The sequence below is a fragment of the Aeromonas sp. R7-4 genome (assembly GCF_040908055.1).
Classification (GTDB): Bacteria; Pseudomonadota; Gammaproteobacteria; order Enterobacterales; family Aeromonadaceae; genus Aeromonas; species Aeromonas sanarellii.
The window spans coordinates 12,058-35,356 of record NZ_JBFODA010000063.1; the positions used below are offsets into that span (position 1 = coordinate 12,058).

Annotated in this window: 17 protein-coding genes; 10 read left to right on the forward strand and 7 right to left on the reverse strand. The window is 62.6% G+C overall.

Annotated elements, in window-relative coordinates; translation table 11 throughout:
* The first annotated feature begins 308 nt into the window (after positions 1-308).
* Positions 309-485 carry a hypothetical protein gene (locus AB5Y72_RS16960; RefSeq protein ID WP_152551730.1) on the forward strand — a complete coding sequence of 59 codons (177 nt, stop codon included), beginning with the start codon at positions 309-311 and terminating at the stop codon, positions 483-485.
* 779 nt (positions 486-1,264) lie between these two features.
* Here AB5Y72_RS16960 and AB5Y72_RS16965 read toward each other — a convergent pair.
* The 6 genes from AB5Y72_RS16965 to AB5Y72_RS16990 all read right to left on the reverse strand — a co-directional run bounded on the left by AB5Y72_RS16965 (position 1,265) and on the right by AB5Y72_RS16990 (position 11,460).
* Positions 1,265-2,998, reverse strand: a complete 1,734-nt coding sequence (locus AB5Y72_RS16965) for a methyl-accepting chemotaxis protein (protein ID WP_325782791.1) — start codon at positions 2,996-2,998, stop codon at positions 1,265-1,267.
* A 58-nt stretch (positions 2,999-3,056) separates the two neighbouring features.
* Entirely contained in the window at positions 3,057-4,067 is a 1,011-nt protein-coding gene (mglC, locus tag AB5Y72_RS16970) for a galactose/methyl galactoside ABC transporter permease MglC (protein WP_042078760.1), read from the reverse strand.
* A gap of 15 nt (positions 4,068-4,082) precedes the next feature.
* The gene (gene mglA / locus AB5Y72_RS16975) at positions 4,083-5,603 is read right to left on the reverse strand and encodes a galactose/methyl galactoside ABC transporter ATP-binding protein MglA (RefSeq protein ID WP_325782790.1); all 1,521 of its coding nucleotides are present in this window, start codon (positions 5,601-5,603) and stop codon (positions 4,083-4,085) included.
* Between the two features lie 52 nt (positions 5,604-5,655).
* Complete coding sequence (gene mglB / locus AB5Y72_RS16980; protein WP_042078757.1) at positions 5,656-6,642, reverse strand: galactose/glucose ABC transporter substrate-binding protein MglB; 987 nt, start codon at positions 6,640-6,642, stop codon at positions 5,656-5,658.
* Positions 6,643-6,859: 217 nt separating this feature from the next.
* Positions 6,860-9,934 (reverse strand): beta-galactosidase, encoded by a 3,075-nt coding sequence (locus tag AB5Y72_RS16985; RefSeq protein WP_368199284.1) that lies wholly within the window; start codon positions 9,932-9,934, stop codon positions 6,860-6,862.
* Positions 9,935-10,455: 521 nt separating this feature from the next.
* A complete protein-coding gene (locus AB5Y72_RS16990; protein ID WP_042078755.1) occupies positions 10,456-11,460 on the reverse strand; it encodes a substrate-binding domain-containing protein in 1,005 nt (334 codons plus the stop codon).
* A 215-nt stretch (positions 11,461-11,675) separates the two neighbouring features.
* Between AB5Y72_RS16990 and galE the strand changes: the two genes are divergently transcribed.
* The 7 genes from galE to AB5Y72_RS17025 all read left to right on the forward strand — a co-directional run bounded on the left by galE (position 11,676) and on the right by AB5Y72_RS17025 (position 19,208).
* Positions 11,676-12,689 carry a UDP-glucose 4-epimerase GalE gene (galE, locus tag AB5Y72_RS16995; RefSeq protein WP_042078754.1) on the forward strand — a complete coding sequence of 338 codons (1,014 nt, stop codon included), beginning with the start codon at positions 11,676-11,678 and terminating at the stop codon, positions 12,687-12,689.
* Between the two features lie 50 nt (positions 12,690-12,739).
* Positions 12,740-13,786, forward strand: a complete 1,047-nt coding sequence (locus AB5Y72_RS17000; RefSeq protein WP_325782788.1) for a UDP-glucose--hexose-1-phosphate uridylyltransferase — start codon at positions 12,740-12,742, stop codon at positions 13,784-13,786.
* Complete coding sequence (gene galK / locus AB5Y72_RS17005; RefSeq protein WP_325782787.1) at positions 13,783-14,931, forward strand: galactokinase; 1,149 nt, start codon at positions 13,783-13,785, stop codon at positions 14,929-14,931. Before AB5Y72_RS17000 ends, galK begins: the two co-directional genes overlap by 4 nt.
* A 79-nt stretch (positions 14,932-15,010) precedes the next feature.
* Positions 15,011-15,982: an aldose epimerase family protein gene (locus tag AB5Y72_RS17010; protein ID WP_325782786.1), complete on the forward strand. Its 972-nt coding sequence runs from the start codon at positions 15,011-15,013 to the stop codon at positions 15,980-15,982.
* Positions 15,983-16,287: 305 nt separating this feature from the next.
* Positions 16,288-17,382, forward strand: a complete 1,095-nt coding sequence (locus AB5Y72_RS17015) for a cellulase family glycosylhydrolase (protein ID WP_042078749.1) — start codon at positions 16,288-16,290, stop codon at positions 17,380-17,382.
* A 63-nt stretch (positions 17,383-17,445) separates the two neighbouring features.
* Entirely contained in the window at positions 17,446-18,792 is a 1,347-nt protein-coding gene (locus AB5Y72_RS17020) for an MFS transporter (RefSeq protein ID WP_325782785.1), read from the forward strand.
* An 89-nt stretch (positions 18,793-18,881) separates the two neighbouring features.
* Positions 18,882-19,208, forward strand: a complete 327-nt coding sequence (locus AB5Y72_RS17025) for a SemiSWEET family sugar transporter (protein ID WP_084203018.1) — start codon at positions 18,882-18,884, stop codon at positions 19,206-19,208.
* 309 nt (positions 19,209-19,517) lie between these two features.
* On the opposite strand, the gene AB5Y72_RS17030 is transcribed toward AB5Y72_RS17025, so the two are convergent.
* Entirely contained in the window at positions 19,518-20,555 is a 1,038-nt protein-coding gene (locus tag AB5Y72_RS17030; protein WP_042078747.1) for a LacI family DNA-binding transcriptional regulator, read from the reverse strand.
* Positions 20,556-20,950: 395 nt separating this feature from the next.
* On the opposite strand from AB5Y72_RS17030, the gene AB5Y72_RS17035 reads away from it, so the two are divergent.
* Complete coding sequence (locus AB5Y72_RS17035; protein ID WP_325782784.1) at positions 20,951-21,949, forward strand: cellulase family glycosylhydrolase; 999 nt, start codon at positions 20,951-20,953, stop codon at positions 21,947-21,949.
* A 56-nt stretch (positions 21,950-22,005) separates the two neighbouring features.
* Complete coding sequence (locus tag AB5Y72_RS17040; protein WP_368199286.1) at positions 22,006-23,292, forward strand: extracellular solute-binding protein; 1,287 nt, start codon at positions 22,006-22,008, stop codon at positions 23,290-23,292.
* Positions 23,293-23,299 lie beyond the last annotated feature (7 nt).

The window sequence follows — 23,299 nt, forward strand, 5'->3', positions numbered from 1 at the left end:
TTGAGTTCACCACATAAATAGTCACTTTCGCCATTCCGGTTGAATAATCCATCTTTTGTTCCAGATCATGGCATTTGCGCCAGGTCGCACGGCAGGCTTCGCGCCCACGGCTTTCACGCCATGTCTTTTATATGGATATGCATTTTGGACGCATCCCGGCGGGGGTTTTCTCATCAGCGCCATTGCAGCCGGGATTCAAAGTTTTTTCATTAGTTGAATTTATTGCAGCGCCTTGCACCAAACCGTGGTTCGCCTTAACTCAGAAAGTGATCGGGATCACACGCTTTTCTGTCACCAAGGAGATAACCATGAAGATCAAGTCGCTGTTTCTGCTCGTCGCCCTGGTCCTGCCCATGGCCCCGGCCCTGGTCCACGCCCAGGGCGCCCCCGCCATGCCGCTGGTGGTATGCCATGTCGACCAGGCACCCCAGATGCTGGTGCCCGCCTACCTTTGCCAATGGTATGGCGGCAGCCAGCACCACTGATCCTCCCACCCACGTCCTCTCACCCAAGGGGGGATGCACTCCTCTTGGGTGATGCCATTCCCCTCCCTCGTTCGCCCTCGCCCCCATCCAGATCCGTCGCTTCACTCCCCCGGAATTGCCATTTGGCCGACACCACGCCCCTGGATGTCGGCTCCCGCACGCGCCCATCTGCGATCGACACCGGTAGCGCCGACATTTCTGAACCCCAGGTAAACGCCCCGTGAGACATTCGCCATTACATGAGTGAGTAAAACGCCATAAAAATTCTCGCCATAGTCGGAAGATAAGCGTGAAAAAACCGCAGGCAACACCGACAACACAATGATTAATAACAAAATAATGTCTATATCATTTCGCGAGAAACGAGTTGAGAAAAAACGTTTTTCAACATGCCGTTGTCGCCCTGCGCGAAATCCTTATAGTTACTCCTGCACGGACGCAATGAAGTCGGTCAGGAAGACTGGCTGCCAGGGTTGGGCAAATGGACTCACCACAGGATGTGGTAAAGGACACCTCCCAGGACGGAGAAAGTGCGACGGGAAAGGATGACTCGTCAGGCCATGATGGCTAAAGGACACCCCAAAGGATTGGGAAGGGGAAACCTAAAGGAAGAGGTATAGTCAGGGATTGCAGGGAGCAACTTCGTTCAAGGATCTGAGCGATAAGACTATCGGGGGCGACGCGAGTCGCCCCCATCTTTTTTGGGCATTTTTCACTCCTGCCCGCTGGTGGGTCACCCCGGCCACGGCGCTGTCGGCCAGGGTGTCCACGACCAGACCTTATTCCAGCCGGAAGTGCCCCACTATCTCCCTCAGCCTGTCATAGGTGTGCTGCATGGCGGTCGAGCTGTGCGCGGTCCGCTCCCCATTGCCCTTGAGCTGGGTGATCACCTCGGCGATGGCGCTCATGTTGCGGTTGATCTCCTCGGCAACGGCACTCTGCTGCTCCGCCGCCGTGGCGATATGGCTGATGAGATCGTTGATCTCCACCACTTCCCCCGCCATCAGATCCAGCGACGCATTCACTTTGCTGGTGTTTTCCGCCGCATCCTGACAGCTCTGCCGGGTGTTGCCCATGGCGGTCACCACTGTCTGGGTGCCCCGCTGCAACCGGGTCAGCATGGTCTGGATCTCGGCTGTGCTCTTCTGGGTACGGCCTGCCAGGGAGCGCACCTCGTCCGCCACTACGGCGAAGCCACGCCCCTGTTCACCGGCCCTGGCCGCCTCGATGGCGGCGTTGAGGGCCAGCAGGTTGGTCTGTTCCGCGATGCCGCCGATGACCCCGAGGATGGAGCCGATCTGCTGCACATCCTGCTGCATGGCCTCGATGGAACGTGCCGTGGCTTCCACCTCGGTCACCAGGGCGGTCACGCTGGCCATGGCCTGATCCACCACCTGACGCGACTGGTTGGCCAGCTGCTGGCTCTGGCCGGTGAGCTGGGCCGTGCTGGCCGCACTCTCCGACACCGAGACGGCGGTGCGGCTCATCTCGTTGATGGCGGTGACCACCTGCTCCGTCTCCCGCACATGCTCGGCCAGCAGCCCCTGTGCCGAGCCCGTCTGCCTGGCGAGATCCGAAATCCCCTCGTTGAGCTGGCCACTGGCCTGCCGCACCTCCCCCATCATCTCCTGCAACTGCTCGATGAAGCGGTTGATGCCCGCCGAGATCTGGCCGAGATCGTCCTTGCTGGTCACCGCGAGACGGCGGGTCAGATCGCCGTTGCCCTGGGACAGCTCCTGCACCAGGTCGCGCAGGGAGAGGATGGGTCTATAGGCCAGGTTGAGGGCCACCATGGAGATCACCAGCACCAGGGCCGCGACCCCGAGCAGGGCCAGGGTGATCTTGCGGTTGAGCGCCTGGGTCATGGCCCGGATGTAATCGAGATCGATATAGCCGGTCAGGGTCCAGCTGCTGCCCCGAATATCCAGCGTGTTGGGACGGCTCTCCGTCTCTCCCCTGGGCTTGCTGCTGTAGAGCTCCCGGCCCTGGCTGTCGGTGAGGGAGAAATAGCGCCCCTCCCCACTCACCTTCTCCAGCAGCGTCTTGAACTCGCTCATGTCGAGGTAGTAGAGGTAGGCGGAATCGGCACCACGGGGTACCAGGATGGAGATCACCGGCTTGCCGTCCAGCTGCTCCAGCGGGCTGACGGTGATCTGGTTGTTGGCGGCGGGGATCTGTTTGCGCAGGGCCTCGACCCTGGCCTTGTCGTCGATCACCCCGTTCACGTCGAATGCCATGTCGCCGATGATCTTGACGATGTTGTGAAAGCCGGTCTCCTGGAGGGCTTTCTTGACGCTGGTCACCCCGAGATTGAGGTTGGCGGCCAGCAACACCCTCTGGTTGATGTCCCCCGCCAGCTTCTCCCTGACCAAGGTTATCTGCTCGTTGATGTTCTGGGTGGCCTGGGTGCGGATGTACCCGCTGATGAAGTGGTTGACGCTGAACCAGGCGGTGCCGATGGTGGCCAGGATGGCGAGCAGCAGGAGGACGTTGATCTTGACTTTGAATGGCATGGGATGGGTCCCTCCAGAGAGAAAGGGCCGGAATTGCTCCAGCCCTCTCTGCCAATGCTTACTTCTTCTTGGCGTACTTCATGGAGTCCAGCGCGACCGCCAGAATGATGATGCCGCCCTTGATGATGAACTGCCAGTAAGGGCTGACCCCTATGTAGGTCAAACCATAGTTGATCAGCGTGAAGATGAGCACCCCGGTGATCACACCGGCGACAGTGCCCACACCGCCGGCGAACGACACCCCACCCACCACGCAGGCCGCGATGGCGTCGAGTTCATACATGAAGCCGAGGTTGTTGGTGGCGCTGCCGATGCGGCCCGCTTCCAGCATGCCGCCGAAGGCATAGAAGACACCGGCCAGGGCGTAGATGATCACCAGGTTGACGGCGACGTTGACGCCGGACACCTTGGCCGCCTCCGGGTTGCCGCCGATGGCGAAGATGTTCTTGCCGAAGCGGGTCTTGTTCCACAGCACCCAGACGAAGACGCTGGCGATGGCCGCATAGAAGGTCAGGTAGGAGAGCTTGAACCCGCCAATCCGGATGAACCCCTGGGCAAAGTTGGAGAAGCGGGGATCGAAGCCTGCCACCGGGGAGGCGCCCACAGAGTCGAAGTACAGCGAGTTGATGCCGTAGACGATGATCATGGTGCCCAGGGTGGTGATGAAGGGCGTCACGTTCAGGTAGGCCACGATCAGGCCGTTGACCAGGCCGATCAGGGCCCCCACCACGCACACCAGCAGGATCACTGCGGGGATGGGCACTTCACCCAGGGTCGGGAATACCTTGTTGACGTTGGTCAGGGCCTGCAGCATGGTGGCCGCGATCAGCGCCGCCAGGCCGACTTGGCGACCGGCCGACAGGTCGGTGCCCTGGGTGATGATGATGCCCGCCACCCCGAGGGCGATGATGACCCGCACCGAGGACTGGGTCAGGATGTTGCTGAGGTTAGTGAGGCTGAGGAAGGAGGGCTCCTTGATCACGATGATCATGAGCAATACCAGCAGCACCACATAGATGCCGTTCTCTTTGAGCGCCTGCATCAGGTTGAAATTTTTAGCCGACTCCATAATGTCTTCCTGTCTTTATAGGTACAGAGATGCCAGGCGCAGGATCTCGCTCTGGTCAGTTTCTTTGGTGTTGACGATCCCAGCGACCCGGCCATTGCTCATGACCAGGATGCGATCGGTGATCCCGAGCAGTTCCGGCATCTCGGACGAGATGATGACGATGCCCTTGTCCTTCTTCGCCAGCTCCAGGATGAGCTGGTAGATCTCGAACTTGGCCCCCACGTCGATGCCGCGGGTCGGTTCGTCCAGCATCAGTATCTCCGGCTGGGTCAGCAGCCAGCGGCCGATGATCACCTTCTGCTGGTTGCCGCCGGACAGGGAGCCGATCTGGGTCTGCTGGGTCGGCGTCTTGACCCGCATGGAGTCGATGACCCACTGGGTATCGCTCTTCATCTTGTTGTCGCTGAGCAGCCCCATGGATCCCTTGTAGTTGTCCATGTTGGCGATCAGGGAGTTGAAGGCGATATCGAGACGGGAGTAAATCCCGGTGGAGCGGCGCTCTTCGGTGACCAGGGCGAAGCCATTCTGGATCGCCTCGTGGGCGTTGCGGTTGGCGACCTCCTTGCCGTGAAGCTTGATGCTCCCCTCGCTGTGCTCGCGAATGCCGAACAGGGTCTCCACGATGTCGGTGCGCTTGGCCCCCACCAGACCGGCGATGCCGAGGATCTCCCCCTTGTGCAGGTTGAAGGTCACGTCCTTGATGGAAGGCTGGTTCTTGGCCGTCAGGTGTTCGACCTCGAGGATCACTTCTTTCGGCTGGTTGGTTTTTTCCGGGAAACGCTGGGTGAGCTCGCGGCCGACCATCATGCCGATGATCTTGTCCATGGTGAGCCCTTCGAGGGACTGGGTCGCCACCCACTGGCCATCCCGCAATATGGTGATCTCGTCACAGAGCTGGAAGATCTCTTCCATCTTGTGGGAGATGTAGACGATGCCGCACCCCTTCTCCTTGAGCTTGTTGATGATCTTGAAGAGGTGGTTGACCTCCTTCTCGGTCAGGGAGGAGGTGGGTTCGTCCATGATGACGATCTTGGCGTCATAGGAGAATGCCTTGGCGATCTCGATCATCTGCATCTGGGAGACGGACAGCGTGCCGACCTTGACCCGCGGGTCTATGTCGATGTCCAGCTCTTCGAAGATGCGCTTGGTGTCGTCATACATCTTGCCGTGATCGATGAACCACCCCTTGATGGGGTAGCGGCCGAGCCACATGTTGTCCATCACGGTGCGTTGTAGAACCAGGTTCAGCTCCTGGTGCACCATGGAGACACCGTTCTCCAGCGCCTCCTTGGACGAGGTGAAGTTGACCTCCTCGCCCTTGAAGAAGATCTTGCCCTGATCCTTCTCGTAGATGCCGAACAGGCACTTGAGCAGCGTGGACTTCCCTGCGCCATTCTCGCCCATCAACGCATGCACAGAATGAGGACGGACCCGTAAATTGACATTATCGAGTGCCTTGACGCCGGGAAAGCTCTTACTGACGTCAATCATCTCCAACAGCCATTCTGATTGTTGCCGTGTTGTCATATCAGCCATCACATCTGGTTGAAAAAAGGGCAAGGGATCTCCCTTGCCCTGGAGGTGGGAATTACTCGAATTGGGACAGGTTGTCTTTATCTACGCCCACGTAGGCAACACGCACGACCTTGTTGTCGATCTTCCAGTTGGTGCCTTCACCGGCCGGCTTGCCTTCCGCCAGGTTCTTGGTCAGCTCGAAGGTGGCCTTGGCCTGGTTGGCCGCATCGTTCAGCACTGTGCCCGCCATGGCGCCACTCTTGACCATGGCCAGGGCTTCCGGCAGGGCGTCGACACCGAACACCGGGATGGCAGTCTTGCCCTGGGCCTTCAGGGATTCAACAGCGCCCATTGCCATGCCGTCGTTGTTGGCGATGACCACTTCGATCTTGTTGGCGTTGGGGCCGGAGATCCAGGCATCCATCTTGTCCTTGGCCATGGCGGTATCCCACATACCGGTATCCATGTGCAGCTGCTCGGTCTTGACGCCGCCGTCGTTCAGGGTCTTGACGACGTAGGTGGTACGGGCTTCCGCATCCGGGTGGCCCGGCTCACCCTTGAGCAGCACGAACTGGATGACGCCATCCTTGTTCAGATCCCACTCGGGATGGGCCTTCCAGTGCTTGGCGATCAGCTCGCCCTGGATGATGCCGGACTCCTTGGAGTCGGTCCCTACGTAGTAGGCCTTGTCGTAGCTGGCCAGATCGGCTGCGCTCGGTTCCTTGTTGTAGAACACCACGGGGATCTCGTCCGCACGGGCTTTCTCGATCACGACAGGGGCCGCCGCCGGGTCGACCAGGTTGATGGCCAGCGCCTTCACGCCCTTGGCCAGCAATACGTCGATCTGGTCGTTCTGCTTGGACTGGTCATTCTGGGAGTCGTTCATCAGCAGCTCCACGCCGGGATTGGCTGCCGCTTCCTTCTCGATGGCCTTGCGCACCACGGCCATGAAGTTGTCGTCATACTTGTAGACGGTGACACCGATACGGGTATCGGCCTGGGCTTGGGCTCCCGCCATCAGTCCCATCAGCAAGGTGGCAACTGTCGTGAGTTTTTTCATTGTTATGCTCCGATCTCTATCTGTTTTTGTAGGGAATGCGTACACCATGTGAACTGGCGCCAGCCTAATGTAATCAGTTTGTTGTGTGATGGTCTGTGATCATGGCAACAAAATGAAAACGTTTACACTCTGTTACATAGAAGCAATATTGTTAAAAATTAAATAGTTATGTAAGTTAAGGCCTCTTTCGAGGCCTCGCCATGAAAGACTAGCCCATCTAGCGCAAAATGCAGTGCCAGCTGTAACTTCCCGGCAACAACCAGAATTCGGGCCGCACGCTCTGGCTCCAGGAGTCATCGCCTCCCACCCCCATGTGGAAGCCATCGAGGCAGAGGTGCACTCCCCCTTCGGCCACCAGATCGGTCTGGTGACGCGCCAGGGCGAGCTGTTGCTGGCTGTAACGGCTGACGCTGAAGTGGAAGTGTCCCTCCACCTCCAGCTCCCCCAGCCGCAGCTGGCGGGTATTGCAGCGCAGGCCGTTGTCGGTCGGGAACACATACGCGGTGTGCAGTGAATCGAGCGACGACTGCCAGCGACCGAGGTCGGCGGCCAGCAGGCGGTCCGGGTAGTTCTCGTGGGGGCCGCGCCCCAGCCAGTTCACCTCGCCATTCCCAGCGACCTCGTCGGCCAGCCAGAGCCTGGCCCCGATGCGGGGCAGGGAGGGCATGTCGGCGGCGATCTCCACCTCGATCTCCAGCGCCATGGCGCCATCATCACCAAACCTGTGGTGCCAGCGGGTCAGCACCTTCGGCTCGTCGCCCACGAAGTAGCCGTGGCGTACCGTGACTAGCCCCTGCGCCGGGTTCGCCTCCAGGCCGAGGCAGCGATGACTCAAATCGTTCAGTCCGGCCTCCTGCCAGCGGGCAATCCAGGCATTGGGATCGGCGTGATCCGCCTCGCTGGTGCCAATGTCATTGTCGAGCGGCGCCCGGTAGAAGTGATCGCAGATCGCCTCCCGCAACTGTTCGCGTCCCCGCTTGCGCCAGCTCAGGATGCGGCCGCTGGCCTTGTCCAGCCGCCATTCGGTGCCACCCGCCGTGACCAGCCATCGATCGGATTGCTCTTGCAAGCTGGCGGGGGCAGAGAGGCCGGGCAGCGCCAGCGGCGTGGGCAGCATGAATTGCTGGCGTGCCACCTCGTGCCCCGCCTCGGCCCAGGGGGTGGCGGCCGGCTGCACCATGGCGAGCTCCAACCAGGCGAGGGAGCCTGCCGTGAAAGCCGGCAGCCGATCCAGCAGGGTCAGCGTCACGCTGGCCTGGGGCGCCAGGTCGAGCAGGCATTCTCCCTGGCTCAACGCCACGCCGTCCTCACACAGCCGCCACCGCAAGACTTCGTTGTCCGTGGGGCGGAACAGGTATTCGCTGTGGATCGCCACCGTCAGCGGCTGCCGCTCGATCAGCGTCAGCGCGAACGGCTGCTGGGCCCGCTTGGCCTCGAACAGGGAGGGATGGGGGGTGCGATCCGGGAACAGCAGGCCGTTGCAGCAGAACTGGCGATCGTTCGGGGCGTCGCCGAAGTCGCCGCCGTAGGCCCAGAAGTGGCGACCCTCGTCTGTCTGCTTGTCCAGCCCCTGATCCACCCAATCCCAGACGAAGCCGCCCTGCAGGCGGGGATGATCGCGAAACGCCTGCCAGTAATGGGCATAGCCCCCCAGGCTGTTGCCCATGGCGTGGGCGTACTCACACAGGATCAGCGGCCGGGTCTCTCCTGGCAGGCCGATCCACTTGCCGAGCGCCCACTTGGGCACCGCCGGGAAGGGTTGATCCTGGTGGGTGCGGGCATACATGGGGCAGATGATGTCGGTGGCCGGGGTGTCGGCCCCGCCCCCCTCGTACTGCACGGGGCGGCTCGGATCGCTCCCCTTGACCCAGCGATACATGGCGTCGTGGGCCGGGCCGTAGCCGGACTCGTTGCCGAGGGACCAGATGATGATGCTGGGGTGGTTGAAGTCCCGGGCCACCATGCGAGTGACCCGCTCGAGGAAGGCGGTGCTCCAGGCGGGATCCCGCGCCAGCCGACCCATGGGGGTCATGCCGTGAGTCTCCAGGTTCGCCTCGTCCACCACGTAGAGGCCCAGCCGGTCGCACAGGCGATAGAGCTCGGGGTGGTTGGGATAGTGGGAGCAGCGCACCGCGTTGAAGTTGTGCCGCTTCATCAGCAGCAGATCCTGCTCCATGTCGGCAGGCGCCACCGCGTGTCCCGTGGCGGGATGGTGCTCGTGGCGGTTGGCGCCGCGGATCAGCAGGGGTTGGCCGTTGACCCGCAGCAGGCCGCCACGGATCTCCACCGCACGAAAGCCCACGTCATAAGCCTCGCTCTCGATGGGCGCCCCCTGCTCGTCCAGCAGGGTCAGGGTCAGACGATAAAGATGGGGCGTCTCGGCGCTCCACTTGTGCGGCGCCGCCACCGCCAGCCACAGCTCGGCACGGTCGTCGTAAACCCCTTTTTCGTCGATGGCGCCGGTGCCGAGCGGCTGGCGTCGCTCGGCGATCAGCGTCTCACCGAGATAGAGCCTGGCCTCCACCGCCAGGCCGCTGCCCTCATTGACCTGCAGATCGACCTTGAGGCGGGCATCCCGGTAGCAAGCGTCAAGCTCGGGCGTCACCCGGATATCCATCAGATGACGGGCCGGTTTGTGCAGCAGGCTCACGGAGCGGAAGATGCCGCTCATGCGCCACATGTCCTGATCCTCCAGATAGGAGCCGTCGGACCAGCGCAGCACCAGGGCGGCGAGCCGGTTGGATCCACCCTGAAGGAAGGGGCTCAGATCGAATTCGGCGGGCAGCCGGCTGTCCTGGGAGTAGCCGACCCAGCGGCCGTTGCAGAACAGGTGGAAGGCACTGTCCACCCCGTCGAAGATGACTCGGGTCTGGCCGCCGGCCAGCCAGTCGGCGGGCAGTGCGAACCCGCGAGAGTAGCAGCCGGTGGGATTCTCGGCGGGCACCCTGGGCGGATCGCAGGGGAAGGGATACTTGATGTTGGTGTAGATGGGCACGTCGGTCGCAGGCCGCAACCCTGGGTAGGCCGCATCCAGCTGCCAGTTGCCGGGTACCCGGATGGCCGTCGCGTCGGGCAGATCCTCATTCACCCAGCGCTCGGGCACCTGCTCGGGGGCACCGAAGAAAGAAAAACGCCACTCGCCGTCGAGCAGCATGCTGGAAGGCGAAGGAAGCCCGACTCGCGCCTCGGCCTCGCTGCGCCAACTGGACAAGGGGGTATGGGTGGGCAGACGATTCACCGACGTAATCGCCTGGGTCTGCCAGTCCTGACGGGCCACTATCTCCCTGAGCATGCTTCTCTCTCCCTGCATGAGCGCTGAAAACCATTGCAGTGTAGGGAAGTTTTGACCGGCGATCGGCGATCTCGCTCACACAGATGTAAACGATTACACTTATTTTGTTAAGTAAAGCGGAGTAAAAATCGGATAAATAGGGGTAAAGGGCCGCCACACCGGGGCGTCGGCAGCCAGTCGGGCCGAGTGGCGTACCGCAGGTGCACAGGCTTCGCTGGCACACTGCGGGGCCAGGGCGCTGGCTGGCAGGGGTGGAAGCCCATGCAGCTGCGGTTCCACGGGCCGGAGACGGCATAGAAGCGCGCCCGGCCCCTGAGGGTGCAGCGATGCTGATGATGGCGCAGAGACTAGGGTAGATGGCGGCTGTGACCCCATCTTAGGCGCGCCAAAGCGCTGTCGCCGCGGTGAGAGCTGTCGCAGCCCGGACGCAGCGATGGACGCGGGATGGAGGAGTCAGCCCCCGCCTGCGCTGGTGCAGGCGCAGGGGACGGCCCCGTCGCAGGTGAAATGGGCGGGAAGGATCAGGGCCTGACGGGGGCGACCGAGTGACGGTTGATCAGGGTCGGAGTGTAGATGCGGCTCTGCACCGACTCGCTCTCCCCCGCGGCGAGCTGCAATGCCAGCTTGGCCGCCTGCGCCGCCATCAGCTCGATGGGATAGCGCATGGTGGAGAGCTTGGGCCGCAAGTATCTGGCGTAGATGATGTCATCGAACCCCACCACCGAGACCTCCTCCGGCACCTTGAAGCCGTTGTCCGCCAGCACCGAGATGGCCCCCGCCGCCATGGCATCGTTGTAGGCCACCACAGCCGTGATGGGCAGCCCCTTGGCCAGCAGGTTGAGCATGGCGCGCTCCCCACCCTCCTCATTGGGCATGCCGCTCTCCACCAGCTCGGGATCGGCGCTCAACCCCGCCTCGGCTAGGGCGTCCTGATAGCCTTGATGGCGCAGCAAGGCATCCTCGATGGCGTGATCCGAGCTCAGGAAGGCGATGTGGCGGTGGCCCAGCTCCAGCAGATGGCGGGTCGCGGTCGCGGCCCCCTGACGGTTGTTGAGGGCGATGCAGCGCCCCCGCAGGCTCGGGATGTCGCGGTTGATCAGCACCATGCCGGGGGCCCGCAGGGCATAGTCGATGAGTTCCTCGTCGCCGAGCGCCTTGCTGTGCACCACCAGCGCCTCGCAACGCTTGCCGATCAGCAGCTCGATCGCTTCCCGCTCCTGCTGGGCTCGGTGAAAACCATTACCCATCAGGAGGTGCAATCCCTGCTCGACCGCCACCGTCGCCACACCCTTGACCAGGGCACCGAAGAAGGGATCGGCCACGTCGCCCACCACCACGCCCATGGTGTCGCAGGTCTGGCTGACCAGGGCCCGGGCGTTGGCGTTGGGGGTGTAGCCCAGTTCGGCCATGGCCTTCAGCACCACCTCGCGGGAGGCGGCGCTGGCCTTGGGTGAATTGTTCATCACCCGTGAAACCGTTGCCACCGACACATTGGCCAAACGGGCGACATCCTTGATGGTGCTCATGCTGTTTTCACTTATTTCACGGTTCGATATGACGCATTATACCGGGCAATGTCCCTGATAACAGTGGAAAAAGTCACCCCACGGCATTCGTGACGACAAAAACAAGTGTAATCGTTTACACAAAACCGTTAACCGGATCACAGTTTACCTTCCAACCCCTCGGCTAGACTCCTTCTCAGACTTTCCTGTGTGAGGATCCAAGGGTGGAGAAGAGGATGAAAGTACTGGTCACCGGCGGTTGCGGCTATATCGGCAGCCACACCTGCCTGGCCTTGCAGGCCGCAGGCATGGAGCCCGTGGTGGTGGACAACCTGTGCAACAGCAAGACCGGCGTGCTGACGCGCATCGCCGCCATCAGCGGGCAGGCGCCCGCGTTCTACCAGGGGGACATCCGCGACCCGGCCCTGCTGGATCGCATCTTCGCCGAGCAGGAGATAGGGGCCGTGATCCACTTCGCCGCCCTCAAGGCGGTCGGCGAGTCGACCCGCATTCCCCTCGACTACTACGACAACAACCTCGGCGGCACCCTGGTGCTGCTGCAGGCCATGAAACGCGCCGGGGTCCACAACCTGGTGTTCAGCTCCTCGGCCACCGTCTACGGCGACCCGGCAAGCGTGCCCATCCGCGAAGACTTCCCCCGCAGCGCCACCAATCCCTATGGGCGATCCAAGCTGATCATCGAGGAGATCCTCGAGGATCTGCAGGCTGCCGAGCCCCACTGGAGCATGACCCTGCTGCGCTACTTCAATCCGGTCGGCGCCCACGAGTCCGGCACCCTGGGAGAGGATCCCCAGGGCATCCCGAACAACCTCATGCCCTTTCTGACCCAGGTCGCCATCGGTCGCCGCGACTGCCTCTCGGTCTTTGGAAACGATTACAAAACCCCGGATGGCACAGGGGTACGCGACTACATCCACGTGATGGATCTCGCCGAGGGCCACGTCAAGGCGCTGCAGCATTGCACCCACAAGGGCGGCGTCCATGCCTACAACCTGGGCACCGGCCAGGGCCAGAGCGTGCTGCAGATGGTGGCGGCGTTCGAGGCGGCCAGCGGCCGCCCCCTGCCCTATCGCATCGAGCCAAGGCGCCCCGGCGACATCGCCGAGTGCTGGGCAGACCCGGCCAAGGCCGAGCGTGAGCTGGGCTGGCACGCCAGCCGGGATCTCGCGGCCATGTGCGCCGACAGCTGGCGCTGGCAGTCCGCCAACCCGAACGGTTACGAGGAGTAGGCCCCCGGCCTCTCCATGACGATTCTCCCAACTCATTGACTGGAGTGATGATGTTCAACCCCGTTGATCACCCCCACCGCCGTTTCAACCCGCTGACCGGCCAGTATGTGCTGGTCTCCCCCCACAGGGCCAAGCGCCCCTGGCAGGGCCAGGTCGAGAAGGTGAGCCAGGCGCCGAGCCTGGCCCACGATCCCGACTGCTTCCTCTGCGCGGGCAACAAGCGCGTCACCGGCGACATGAACCCCGACTATCGGGGCACCTTCGTCTTTACCAACGACTTCGCCGCCCTGATGCAGGACACCCCGGCCGCCGCCGGCGAGCAGGATCCCCTGCTGAAGCTGGAGGCCGCCCGCGGCACCAGCCGGGTCATCTGCTTCTCGCCGGACCACGGCAAGACCCTCCCCGAGCTGGAACTGCCCGCCATCGAGGCGGTGATCACCACCTGGATGAGCCAGGTGGCCGAGCTGTCAGCCCAGTGGGAATGGGTGCAGGTGTTCGAGAACAAGGGCGCCGTCATGGGCTGCTCCAATCCCCACCCCCACGGCCAGCTGTGGGGCAGCGACTTCCTGCCCAACGAGATCGCCCGGGAAGAGGAACACCAGCGCGCCTGGCTGGCCGAGCACGGCCGCCCGCTGCTGGTCGACTACGTGGAGCGGGAGCTCAAAGACCGCTCCCGCATCGTGGTGGAGACCGAGCACTGGCTGGCCGTGGTGCCGTTCTGGGCCGCCTGGCCATTCGAGACCCTGCTGCTGCCCAAGCGCCATGTGCCCTCCCTGCTCAATCTCACCCCGGAGTTGCAGCAGGATCTGGCCATCGCGCTCAAGGAGCTGACCAGCCGCTACGACAACCTGTTCGAGTGCAGCTTCCCCTACTCCATGGGCTGGCACTTCGCGCCGCCCAAGTCGGACTGCCCCGAGGCCTGGCAGCTGCACGCCCACTTCTATCCGCCCCTGCTGCGCTCCGCCACGGTGCGCAAATTCATGGTGGGCTTCGAGATGCTGGCCGAAACCCAGCGAGACCTGACCCCGGAACAGGCCGCCGAGCGCCTGCGCTCCCTCTCCCCCGTTCATTACAAAGCCAATGAGGTGACCCCATGACCCCCAGCCAGCGCGTCAGCGCCGTCTTCGCCGAGCAGTTTGAACAGCAACCCGACCTGCTGGTCCGAGCCCCAGGCCGCGTCAACCTCATCGGCGAGCACACCGACTACAACGACGGCTTCGTGCTGCCCTGCGCCATCGACTACGAGACCTGCGTCGCCATCGGCCACCGCACCGACAACCTGGTGCACGTGGTCGCCGCCGACTACGGCAACCAGCGCGATCTGTTCAGCCTGGACCAGCCCATCGCCCATCATCCGGATCAACGCTGGAGCGACTACATCCGCGGCGTGGTCAAGTGCCTGCAAGGGCGCGGCTATCAGCTGCGCGGCCTCAATATGGTGGTCTCTGGCAACGTGCCCCAGGGGGCCGGGCTCTCCTCTTCCGCCTCCCTGGAGGTGGCCATTGGCCAGGCCTTCAAGGAGGCGCAGGGACTTGACATCAGCCAGGCCGAGATCGCCCTCAACGGCCAACAGGCGGAGAACCAGTTCGTCGGCTGCAACTGCGGCATCATGGATCAGATGATCTCCGCGAGCGGCGAGAAGGATCACGCCCTGCTGCTGGATTGCCGCTCCCTGGAGACCCGCCTCATCCCGATGCCGAGTGATCTGGCGGTGCTGATCGTCAACTCCAACGTGCGCCGCGGCCTGGTGGACAGCGAATACAACACCCGTCGCCAGCAGTGCGAGGCCGCCGCCCGCCACTACGGCGTCAAGGCGCTGCGCGACCTCGATCTGGCCGCGCTGGAAGCCGGCAAGGCGGGGCTGGACGAGGCGAGCTATCGCCGCGCCCGCCACGTGGTCGGCGAGAACGCCCGCACCCTGGCCGCCGCCGATGCGCTGGAGTCCGGCGATCTGGCGCGCCTCGGCGAGCTGATGGGCCAGTCCCACGCCGCCATGCGCGATGACTTCGAGATCACCGTGCCCGCCATCGACGGCCTGGTGGAGATCATCAAGGCCCAGATCGGCAGCGAGGGCGGTGTGCGCATGACGGGCGGCGGCTTCGGCGGCTGCGTGGTGGCCGTGCTGCGTCCGGAGAAGGTGGCCGCGGCGATCGCGGCGGTCGAGGCCGAGTATCAGGCTCGCTTCGGCCTCAAGGCAGACTGCTACGTCTGTCGCGCCAGCGCCGGGGCGGGCCAGCTATGACCACATTCAACACAGGCACCATCATCAGGGCAGGCCGCAACGTCTGCCCCAGCAACGACACCGGGGCGGGAGCCATCTGATGCAAGAATTTCACCTGCAAAACGATGCAGGCCTCAAGGCCAGCGTGCTCGACTTCGGCGCCACCCTCACCGAGCTGGGACTGACCGTCGACGGCCAGTATCGCAACGTGGCGCTGGCCTGCGAGCCCGCCGACTACCCGCGCCAGCAGGCCTATCTCGGCGCCATCGTCGGTCGCTTCGCCAACCGCATCGGCGGCTCCCGCTTGGTACGGGATGGTCGGGAGTGGATCCTCAGCGCCAACGAGGGCACCACCTGCCTGCACGGCGGTCATGAATCCGTCCACAACCGGGCCTGGCAACTGGTCGAGCAGGCTGCCGACCGCCTGCGCCTGCGCACTCGGCTGGCCGATGGCGAGCAGGGCTTCCCCGGCAATCTGGAAGTCGAGGTGGAGTACCGACTGGAGCAGCGGGATCTGGTGATCGAGCTGACCGCCACCACGGATGCGCCGACCCCGGTCAACCTCACCAGCCACGCCTACTTCAACCTGGATGGTGGTGACGTGCGCGACCACAGCATTCGTATCGCCGCCGATCGCTACCTGCCGACCGACGAACGCTCGATCCCGCTCGGCAAGGCCGAGGTGGACGGCCCCTTCGACCTGCGCCAGCCACGCCGCATCGGCGCCGACTCGCAGGACCATCCGCAGCTGGTGCGGTGCCGTGGCTACGATCACTGCTTCCTGCTGGACGGGCCGCAGGACGAGCCCGCCGTGACCCTGGTCTCGGGCGACAAGCGCCTTTGCCTGGAGATGTACACGGATCAGCCCGGCGTGCAGCTCTACACCGGCAACTGGCTGGCCGGCACCCCGGCCCGTGGCGGCGGCGAGTGGCAGAACTATCAGGGGCTCTGCCTGGAGGCGCAGCAACTGCCGGACAGCCCGAACCGCCCCGAGCTCGGCGATCCCTGGCTGCTGCCCGGTCAGACCTATCGGCATCAGACCCGATATCGCTTGATCCCGACAGACAAATAGCCCCCTCAGCAGGCTGCCATCTCCCATAGGCGTTGGCAGCCTGCCGCCAACTAATATTATTAGTTGGTTCTCTCTCACCAGTCATGACCCGCAAGATCAGGGGCTCCCGCCGCGTGATCCCCCTCGTGCTCGACTTCTGTGGCTTATCACCGCGGGCTCGATGCGAACCGCGCGTCTCTAAGCGATAGTGCAACCAGGGAGCTCATTTTGTGACTGAGCACCAACTTCTGCCCTTCCTCCTTTGCCATCGCGAAAATCAGCTAATAAAATTAGCTAATCAAAATAAACTTTAGCGAGAGGTTCCGATGGCGGTACAACAATGGACGATCGAGCAGGCCAACGCCTGGTATGACGAGCAGCCCTGGCTGCTGGGCTTCAACTATCTGCCCCGCACCGCGGTCAACTGGACCGAGATGTGGCAGGCCGAGACCTTCGATCCCGCCACCATCGATCAGGAGCTGGGCTGGGCCAGCGAGCTGGGCTACAACACCCTGCGCACCAACCTGCCGTTTATCGTCTGGCAGCACGACCGCGACGGCCTGATCGCCCGCATCGAGCAGTTCCTCGGCCTGTGCGCCAAGCACGGCATCCGCGTGATGATGACCCTGATGGATGACTGCGGCTTCTCCGGCGATCACCCCTATCTGGGCAGCCAGAAACCGCCGCGGGACGACGTGCACAACAGCCAGGCAGCGGCGAGCCCAGGCCGCAACGTCGTCATCGATCCGACCCAGTGGCGCGATCTGGAGCGTTACATCCGCGATCTGGTGCGTACCTTCGCCAATGACGAACGGATCTTCATCTGGGATCTCTACAATGAGCCGACCAACCGCGGCATCTTCGCGGAGGGCGATGTGGAGGTACGCTTCGACGAGGCGCTGGAGACCTACGCCCACTATCTGATGGAGCTGGCGTTCGTCTGGGCGCGGGAGGAGAACCCCACCCAGCCGCTCACCGTCGGCGCCTGGCACGCCCCCTACAGCATCGGTCAGGGTGACTCGGAATTTACCCCGGAAAACACCTTCACCCACCCCACCGACCGGCGCGCCATGGAGCTGTCTGACGTCATCAGCTTCCACTCCTATCAGCGCATGGAGGGGTTGAGGATCTCACTGGAGGTGGTTGGCAGCTATCGCCGCCCGATCTTCTGCACCGAGTGGCTGGCACGCCATGTCGGCAGCGTGGTGGAGCAGCAGTTGCCCCTGTTCAAGGAGCTGAAGATTGGCGCCTATCAATGGGGCCTGGTGAAAGGCAAGACCCAGACCCACCTGCCCTGGCCCTTCGTCCGCAATATCGACCCCGATTTTCGCCGGGTCTGGTTCCATGACCTGCTGGAAGAGGACGGCACCCCCTACTCCGCCAGCGAGACGGCGCTTATCCGCACATTGACCCGCGCATAACACCAACAGGACGCCACAGAGGTGGCGCCCTTCGCAACCCATTCATGTCGTAGAGGTTGGCAGATGACAGACCAGAAGATACAAAATAGAGAGCTGGCGGGATATTTCAGCTACGCCGTCGGGCAATGCCTGAGCTTCGGCCTGGTGGGCTCCTTCATTCTCTATTTTTACACCGATATCCTTGGAATATCGCCCGCTGCGGCCGGGGCCATTTTCCTCGTCGCCCGTATTTGGGATGCCATCAACGATCCCCTGATCGCCGGCTACATGGACACGCTGAATTTCAAGCGGGGCAAATTTACCCCCTACATGCTGTTCGTGCCCTTCCTGATCGCGGGCGTCACCTCCCTCAGCTTCATCGGGCTGGATCTGCCGATGGCGACCAAGGTGGCCTATGCGGCGGTGACCTATATCGCCTGGGGCATGATCTACACCCTCTCCGATGTGCCGTTCTGGACCATGTCGTCTGTCATGAGTCAGGAGCCGCAAGAACGCGCCAAGGCCGTGACCGTGGCCATGCTGGGGGTCAACATCGGCATCGGCGGGGCCTCCATCATCTTCCCCAAGCTCACCGAGCTGTTCGCCGCCACCAGCAGCACCAAGGGCTACATGGAAGGCGCCATCTGCCTGATGCTGATCGCCCTGCCGCTGATGGTGATCGGCGCCAGCCAGATGAAGGAGCGCGTCAGGCCCAATCCGGATGACAAGATCACCATCCGGGACTCCTTCCGCGTCCTGCGCTCCAACAAGCCGCTGGCCTATGTGCTGGGCTCCTTCTTCTGCAACGTCTTCTTCAACCTGGCGACCGGGCTCTACATATTCTTCTTCACCTACAACATGGGTGATGCCGGGCTGCTCTCTGTGATGGGGACCATAGGCGTGGCCACCTCCATGGCCTGCATGCTGGTGCCGGTGTTGACCAAGCGCTTCAGGAAGCGCGATCTCTTCCTGATGCTCACCATGCTGGAGATCGCCCTGCGCGTCGGCTTCTACACGACGGGTTACGACAACCTGATGCTGGTGTTCGGCTTCCTCGCCCTGATCCACGCCGCCAACGTCATCACCAACCCGCTGATCTCCGCCATGCTGAGCGAGACCATCGAATATGCCGAGCTCAAGTCCGGCCGCCGCTGCGCCGCCATCGCCTTCTCCGGGCAGACCTTTACCGGCAAACTGGCCTGGGCCATCGCGGGCGGCATCTCCGGCACCCTGCTGATCTGGCTCGGCTATCAGCCGAACATGGCGCAGACGCAGGCCACCATGGACGGGCTCTTCATCTGCATCTCGCTGGTGCCGATCGTGGGCAGCGTCATGCGCGTCATCATCATGACCCGTTACAACTTCACCGAAGACAAGCATGCGAAGGTCCGTCATGCCCTGCTGAAGTGGCGCTCCACCAACGCTATTTAACCGGACAATACAAAGATGCGGCGGGCCGGATCATCATCTGGCCCGCCCTCCGGCCATCGCCGCCCCCATCGCTATCGAGGAACCTGATTATGCCGCCCCTGTTCTGGCCCGGAGCCATCGCCCTGTCACTCTCCCTGGGGGGTCTGGTGCTCTGGCTGGATGACGCCTATCTCGGCCTGTGCGCCGCCTTTCTCACCACCGGCTCCTTTGCCCTGCAAGTTGTCCACATCCTGAAAACCCGGGAGACCAAGGCCATCTCCCTCGGCATGTATCTCGCCTTCGGCTGTGGCGTGCTGCTGTGGCTGGTGTACGGTCTGAAGATTGGCGATAGGCCGGTCACCATCGCAAACAGCATCACGCTGGCGCTGGCCAGCACTGTGCTGCTGCTCAAGCTGCGCAACGAGTCGCGTACCTGAGGTTCCGATGGAAAAGAACGGGCTCATCTGGTCGCGCCCACCATCCGGAATGTGAAGCTCAAGCCGACCAGCCGCTTCCCGCCTGCGGACAGGGCGCCTTGACGACTGGCTGTTCCGGGCACTCCCGGCAGCCAGCTCTTCCAGCGAGTCTCCGGCGAGACGCCGAGCATGCGGTTGCAGCGGGCGGATGCCAGATAGGCGATGACGCTGACTCAGGAGGGCGACGGCGTGCTTTAGAGGGGAGAGAGAAAAGTCTTTATCTCAATCCCATGCCGTGGTGCCAATCCCAGACAAACGCCACGCCCCCTCTCACGACTCATGCACCAACCGCTGGCTGGATGTCCGGATAAAGAGCTCCCCCTCCAGCTTCATCACAGGGGCAATCGGTCTCTCCCCCTGCGCCAGCTGCATCAGGGTCTCCACCGCCAGCTTGCCCATTTCGTCGTAGGGCAGCTCGATGGAGCTCAGCGGGGGGACCATCTCGTTGGCCAGCATCTGATTATCGTGACCAGCCACCAGGATATCTTCCGGAATGCGTAACCCTGCCTCCGCAATGGCCTGATAACAGCCCTGCGCCATGTAGTCGCTGCAGCAGAAGATACCGTCGGGTGCCTGGGGGAGCGCCAGCAACTGCCGCGTCTGCTCATAGGCCTCGTGCAAGGACCAGTTAGCGACGCGCACCAGTTGTGGGTCCGGGATCACGTCATGATTGATCAGCGCCTGGCGATACCCCTCCAGCCGCAGGTTGTTGGCCTCCATCCAGGGTTCTCCCTGAATCAGCGCGATCCGCCGGCAGCCCTGCGCCAACAGGTGTGCCGTCATCTTGTATCCCCCGAGCTTGTCGGCAGGCAGGATGGAGGGGCGATCGGGTGAGCCTGATGCCTCCAGATAGCAGTTGAGCAGGACGGTGGGAACCTGGGGAGAAAGCTCCATCTCGGGGAGCTGCCGCGTCATCGAGGAAGCAAAGATCATCCCCATATAGTCTCCCTGATTGATCTCCTGCTCGATCAGCTCGGTGAGATCCCGGCTGTTGCGATAATCGAAGGTCACCAGCATGCGATCGGCCTCCCAGGCGCGTTCATTGCAGGCATTGATCGCATCCAGGAAGGGGTCATAGAGGGTGAGCCCGTTGAACACAAAGGCAATCTTGCGAGGAGCCGGACCCTTGGGCTGATGCTCCACCCGCTTGTGCTGGTAGCCCAACTCGGACGCCTTCTCGATCACCCGACGCCTCGTCTCTTCGGAGAGCTTCACCGCGGTAGAGCCATTGAGCACCAAGGAGACGGTGGATTGGGAGACGCCCGCCGCGGCGGCGATGGCACTCATGGTTATGCGTTTCTTGTTCATCGATATGGCCATTGATTACGGGCTGTCCCTGTCGCCCAGGTAATATTATTAGTTATTTTTTCTCGCCAATCATAACCCAGGGAACAGGGGGGAGCCAGCCAAGTTATCGCCCTCACCATGGCGTCGTGCGGCTTGCACCGTTCACTCGACAGGTGCCGTGCGGTGAACCGCGACGGCGAAACCAGAGATTGGAATGAGCCCTGCTCAGGCTCATTTTGTGACCAGCCACCAAATTTCACCCTTCATCCTTTGCCATCAACATGATTAGCTAATAAAAATTAGCTAATCAAAAAAAAGATTAGCAATGGGGAGTCTCGATGGCGGTACAACAGTGGTCCACAGACCGGGCCTGGCAATGGTGGAGCAGGCAACCCTGGTTGAGAGGGTTCAATTACTTGCCCAGAACCGCCGTCAACTGGACGGAGATGTGGCAGCGGGACACCTTCGATCTCCCGACCATCAGGCAGGAGCTGGCCTGGGCCAGAGAGGTGGGCTACAACACCCTGCGCACCAACCTACCCTTCATCGTCTGGCAGGCAGACAGGGATCGCCTGATCGCCCGCATCGACAGTTTCCTCGCGGCTGCGGCCGCAGAAGGGATCGGCGTCATGCTGACCCCCATGGATGATTGCGGTTTCTCCGGCGATCATCCCTACCTTGGCCCGCAGAAAGGGCCTGTCGAGCAGCTGCACAACAGCCAGGCGGCGGCAAGCCCAGGGCGCAACGTCGTCATGGATATTACGCAGTGGCATGAGATTGGGCGTTATATCAAGGACATCGTCGGCACCTTTGCCAAGGACGATCGCATCCTGGTGTGGGACCTCTACAACGAGCCGACCAATCGCGGCATCTTCCGCGGCCCCGGTCTGTCTGAAGAGTTCGATCCGGCCATGGAGCCCTACAGCCACCATCTGATGGAGCTGGCCTTCACCTGGGCACGCGAAGCGGATCCCAGCCAGCCGCTCACCGTCTGTGCCTGGCATGCCGCCAACCACTTCAGCCCGGATGAGCCCATCTTTGCCCATCCCACCGACATCCGGGCCATGGAACTGTCAGACGTGATCAGTTTCCATGCCTATCAGCCCCTGGCGCTGCTGGAAAAGAGCCTGGCAATAGTCGCGGCCTATGATCGCCCCCTGCTCTGCACCGAATGGCTCGCTCGCCATGCCCAGTCCTTCATGCATGAACAACTGCCCCTCTTCAAGGAACGGAAAATCGCCTGCTACCAGTGGGGGCTGGTCAAGGGGAAAACCCAGACCCATCTGCCCTGGCCCAATATCCAGCGCGAACTCCCAGAGTATGCGGACACCTGGTTCCACGACCTGCTCGAGGCGGATGGCTCCCCTTATGACGGACGCGAAGTTGCCCTGATCCGGTCCCTGACCGACGAATAAAAAAACCTTCCGGGGCGATCCACCAGGCATCGCCTCACCCTACGCATAGAGGTCAAATGATGAAAAAGATAAAGCTGCTGGCATTGCTGGTCGCGGGCGCGACGCTCTCTCCCGTCACCCTGGCGCAGACCACACTGCAATACTGGACCCTGCTCAACGGCGGCGACGGCGCCCGCATGAAACAGCTGGTCGACGGTTTCAACGCCAGCCAGGGCGACTACAGAATAGAGACCACCACCCTGAACTGGGGCGAACCCTTCTACACCAAGCTCAAGACCGCCTCCGCCATGGGTAGCGGCCCGGACATGGCCACCATCCACCTCTCCAAGATCTCCGGTTTCACCCAGACCCAGGGCCTGGAGCCCATCACGGCACAGGCGATGCAGGCCGCCGGCTATGACAGCGGCAAGCTGTTCCCGCTGCTCTGGAAGCAATCGAACGTCGATGGCAAGACCTATGCGCTGCCCATCGATACCCATGCCCTGGTGCTCTACTACAACAAGTCCATCGCGGCCAAGGCCGGCCTGCTGGACGAGCAGGGCAAGCTCAAGCCCATCACCTCGCTGGCACAGTTCGACGCGGCGCTCAAGAGCGTCAAAGGTCAGGGCGCCATGGGGCTGAGCATGGAGACCTCTCCCATGTCCTATATGCCGTACCGCCTCTGGCTATCCATGATCACCCAGCAGGGGGGCAAGACCATAGAGAACAACAAGTTCGTCTATGGTGAGGCGGGCCAGAAGGCCATGGAGGCCATGGCCAGGTGGTATGCCGACGGCTACGCCACCAAGGGGCTGGATTACGCCTCTTCCACCACCGAATTCATGACGGGCAAATCCGCCTTCATGCTCAACGGCGTCTGGGAAGTGCCCTCCGTCAACGACGGCATGAAGGGCGGCAGGCTTGGCTTCGAGGTGGGGGTTGCCTCGCTGCCCTCCTTCTTCAACGGTGTGCAGGCGGCCTGGGCCGACTCCCACGCGCTCGCCATTCCGAACAACAAGGGCAAGCCCATCTCGGCCGAGAAGATGAAAGGGGTCGCCCGGTTCGCCACCTACATCAACCAGCACGCCATCACCTGGGCCGAGGGTGGCCATATCCCGGCCTATGAACCGGTAGTGGAGACCAAGGAGTTCAAGGAGATGCCGCTGCTCGCCGACTATGTCAGCGACACCGCCAGCCACATCGTCTATGACCCGGACGGCTGGTACAGCGGAGCCGCAGGCCCCCTGCAGGCCACCGCCTCCAAGTACTTCCCTGCCGCCCTGACCGGTCAGCTGCCCACCGAAAAGGCACTGCAGATGTTCGAGCGCGACGCGGGCAAGTTCATGAGCCGCCCGGCCCGTTAATGACCCC

Coding starts and splice junctions, on each gene's coding strand:
- galE (WP_042078754.1), top strand. CDS start 11,676: ATGAAAGTACTGGTCACCGGCGGTTGCGGCTATATCGGCAGCCACACC.
- mglB (WP_042078757.1), bottom strand. CDS start 6,642: ATGAAAAAACTCACGACAGTTGCCACCTTGCTGATGGGACTGATGGCG.
- AB5Y72_RS17040 (WP_368199286.1), top strand. CDS start 22,006: ATGATGAAAAAGATAAAGCTGCTGGCATTGCTGGTCGCGGGCGCGACG.
- mglA (WP_325782790.1), bottom strand. CDS start 5,603: ATGGCTGATATGACAACACGGCAACAATCAGAATGGCTGTTGGAGATG.
- AB5Y72_RS16990 (WP_042078755.1), bottom strand. CDS start 11,460: ATGAGCACCATCAAGGATGTCGCCCGTTTGGCCAATGTGTCGGTGGCA.
- AB5Y72_RS16985 (WP_368199284.1), bottom strand. CDS start 9,934: ATGCTCAGGGAGATAGTGGCCCGTCAGGACTGGCAGACCCAGGCGATT.
- AB5Y72_RS17000 (WP_325782788.1), top strand. CDS start 12,740: ATGTTCAACCCCGTTGATCACCCCCACCGCCGTTTCAACCCGCTGACC.
- AB5Y72_RS17020 (WP_325782785.1), top strand. CDS start 17,446: ATGACAGACCAGAAGATACAAAATAGAGAGCTGGCGGGATATTTCAGC.
- AB5Y72_RS17025 (WP_084203018.1), top strand. CDS start 18,882: ATGCCGCCCCTGTTCTGGCCCGGAGCCATCGCCCTGTCACTCTCCCTG.
- galK (WP_325782787.1), top strand. CDS start 13,783: ATGACCCCCAGCCAGCGCGTCAGCGCCGTCTTCGCCGAGCAGTTTGAA.
- AB5Y72_RS17015 (WP_042078749.1), top strand. CDS start 16,288: ATGGCGGTACAACAATGGACGATCGAGCAGGCCAACGCCTGGTATGAC.
- AB5Y72_RS17010 (WP_325782786.1), top strand. CDS start 15,011: ATGCAAGAATTTCACCTGCAAAACGATGCAGGCCTCAAGGCCAGCGTG.
- AB5Y72_RS16965 (WP_325782791.1), bottom strand. CDS start 2,998: ATGCCATTCAAAGTCAAGATCAACGTCCTCCTGCTGCTCGCCATCCTG.
- AB5Y72_RS17030 (WP_042078747.1), bottom strand. CDS start 20,555: ATGAACAAGAAACGCATAACCATGAGTGCCATCGCCGCCGCGGCGGGC.
- AB5Y72_RS16960 (WP_152551730.1), top strand. CDS start 309: ATGAAGATCAAGTCGCTGTTTCTGCTCGTCGCCCTGGTCCTGCCCATG.
- mglC (WP_042078760.1), bottom strand. CDS start 4,067: ATGGAGTCGGCTAAAAATTTCAACCTGATGCAGGCGCTCAAAGAGAAC.